This window comes from Trebonia sp., from assembly GCF_049794275.1.
Taxonomy (GTDB): domain Bacteria; phylum Actinomycetota; class Actinomycetes; order Streptosporangiales; family Streptosporangiaceae; genus Trebonia.
Map to the genome: position 1 here is coordinate 1 of NZ_JBARCR010001235.1, position 2,588 is coordinate 2,588.

At 67.9% G+C, this 2,588-nt stretch carries 3 protein-coding genes and 1 riboswitch; all 3 genes read right to left on the minus strand.

Annotation, left to right across the window (positions count from 1 at the left end):
* Positions 1-309 (minus strand): hypothetical protein (locus WA805_RS30280; protein ID WP_425244033.1); only part of this gene is annotated, 309 nt, incomplete at its 3' end.
* A complete protein-coding gene (locus tag WA805_RS30285) occupies positions 306-1,847 on the minus strand; it encodes a MutS-related protein (RefSeq protein WP_422338362.1) in 1,542 nt (513 codons plus the stop codon). The genes WA805_RS30280 and WA805_RS30285, both read right to left, overlap by 4 nt.
* A 24-nt stretch (positions 1,848-1,871) precedes the next feature.
* A riboswitch (Fluoride riboswitch) is annotated at positions 1,872-1,933 on the minus strand.
* A 22-nt stretch (positions 1,934-1,955) separates the two neighbouring features.
* Positions 1,956-2,588, minus strand: a 633-nt coding sequence (locus WA805_RS30290; RefSeq protein ID WP_425244034.1) for a DUF190 domain-containing protein, incomplete at its 5' end; no start/stop codon positions are given.

A 2,588-nucleotide genomic window follows, 5' to 3' on the forward strand; every position in this document is an offset into this window, starting at 1 on the left:
CCCTCCAAAACCACCCCACAGGTGCCGCTTGTCCTGGAGGGCGCCGACCGCGATGTCGTACATCTGCCTGATGACCTCGGGCTGGGCGAGACAGTCGGCCAGCACCCGCTGGCGATAACGGATTGCCTCGGGGTCGCGGAGGCAGGCGAGCAGGACCTGCTGGGACACCCCGGTGAGGAACTTGTCGCCGGCCGCCATCGCCTGGAGCAGCGTGGTCAGCTCAAGGTCCTGGATCAGCTCCTCGTGGCCGGGCGGCAGGCCGGCCGCGAAGTCGAAGTCCTGATCCTCATACAGGAGATGGACCTTCATGGCGCGATTCTTTCCAGCAGCCGCTCATAGGTGAGTCCGTGTTTCTCGGCGATGGCCAGCGCGTAGGCCAGGCCGTCGGCCGGCTTCCTGACGACCTTGTAGGTGCGCTCAGCCGGGTTCTCCGGGACGATCGTGCTCATCATGGAGACAACCTGCTCCCCGAGCGAGGCCAGGTCGTCCACGAACGTGACGTACACGCACAGCGCGTCCAGCCGCATGACCTTAGTCAGCAGTTTCGTGCCCAGAAAGTGCGCGTCGCGGGTGGTGGTGGAGGCGAAGGTCTCGTTGAGGATCACGATGCTGGCCGGGGTGGCCGCGCACAGGATCCCGCCGATCCTGATCAGGTCGTCCTCCAGCTTCCCGGTTCTCGCGGACAGGTCCTCTTCCCGCTCGAAATGGGTGAAGAGGCGATCGAAGAGGAACAGCCGGGCGGCACTGCCAGGAACCGGGCAGCCGACGCTGGCGAGGTGGTGAAGCTGGCCGAATGTCCGGGCAAAGGTGGTCTTGCCGCCCTGGTTGGGACCGGTGACGACGGCAATGCGCTCGCGGCCCTCCAGCCTGAAGTCGTTGGTGACCACCGGGGTGCCCTGTGTGACAAGCTTGCGGGCCAGCGCTAGGTCGAAGGTGCCATCGGCGCGGACGTCCTTCGAGCTCGCGGACACATCGGGGTAGCAGAAGCTCAGCCCGGCATCGCGAAGCGGCCTGATGTAGTCCAGGTAGGCGAGGTAGAACTGGAGTTCCCGGTGGGCGTGCCGGATGCCTTCGTCGAGGAACGCGGCGTGCCGGGAGCAGTACTCGTCAAGGGCGGCGAACTCCTCAGGGAAGAGCCTGGCCACCCGTTCGAGGATCTGAGCCGCCACGTGGTTCATCCCTGGCCGTGTCCGGTACCGGATCAGGTAATCCTTGACCGCGCCCTGCTTGAAACGCTCGAACGTCCTCAGCACTACCGCGCTGTAGTCGGCTTCGTCGGCGTACCTGGTCACCTCGACCCGGTCGCCCTTGATGCGGGTGCAATAGCGGATCCGCCCCAGGGCATCCTTCCGGTCCCTCGTCTCCCGAGCCAGCGTGGTGAACCCGGCCGAGGCCGCGTAGCGGGCGAGATAGTCCCTGAAGGCCGCCAGGGCACGGGAGCCAACGTGCATGGCGGCCAGGTGTTCGGCGAGTGAGCCCACGGCATCGCAGTAGATCGCCGCCGCGTCAAGCAGCCAGCCCTCCTGCTGGTAATGGTCCCGCATCGCCGCAAGCTGGTTCAGGTGTGCGTGCACTTGGGCCATGAGATCGGCGAAGCGCTGGATCTCGCCGAGCAAGGCGGGGTTGTCCAGATCACGGAAGATCTCCTGGCGGTACCGGACGGTGTCGGTGTCGCGCAGATGACCGAACAGGGTTTCCGTTATGAGGTCACGCTCTTCGCGGTCCCCCGCGATCGCCGCCACCACCTGGTCCAGGTTCAGATCTCGCGCGAAGGAGCGGTCTTCGTCCCGTTCCCTGGCTTCCCGCGCCCCCGGTATCTCCCTGAACAGCAAGCTGGGGCTAGTCACGTTCTGGCTCTCCTGACGTTCCGGCAGTCCACAGGAGCCATCAGCCACGGCGGGCGAATCCGGCGAGCCCCATCGCCAGGACTTAGTGTACGGCCATCGGCGCGAAACCTACTCCGATGGCACCTTGCCGGCTAGCCGCCCGCCGCGGCCTCCGGCCCGCAGGGCCGGAACCGTTTCGCTGGTGACGAGGCCCTGCTCCCTGGTGAGCTCGTCGATGACGGCGAACGCCGCGGCGATGCGTTCGGGGGCGTCGATCACGATCGAGACCGCGGGCACGTGCCTGCCTAGCTGGAGCAGCCGGTCGCCGTGCGGCGGGTGGTCGCCATGGAACCCCCAGACCCCTCGCAGGGTGGTCGCGCCGGCGATCCCGGCGGCGCGCAGCTCGCGCACGATCGCGCGGTGGATCGGCTGGCCGCCGTGCAGGGCGGCCTCGGACGTGTAGACCATGAGCTTGTGCCACAGCGGCATGCCGGTCTCGTCGGTGCCTGGCAGCGCCGATGGCGTGCAGAGCAGTTCCCCGTCGCGCTTGCACATACGGACCCGCTCGAGCGTCAGCAGCGGGCGGCGCAATAGCCCGCCGAGCTCGGGCAGCACCCGGCCGATCCGCTCACCGGAGCCGACCGCGATGACCATCATCGGCGTGCCCGCGTTGCGGCTGAAGAAGGACGCCCGCTCCCGCCGGCCGTGCGCCGTTCCGTCGACGCCGAGCATCGCGGTCGCGCCGGCCACGCCGCGGCGGTG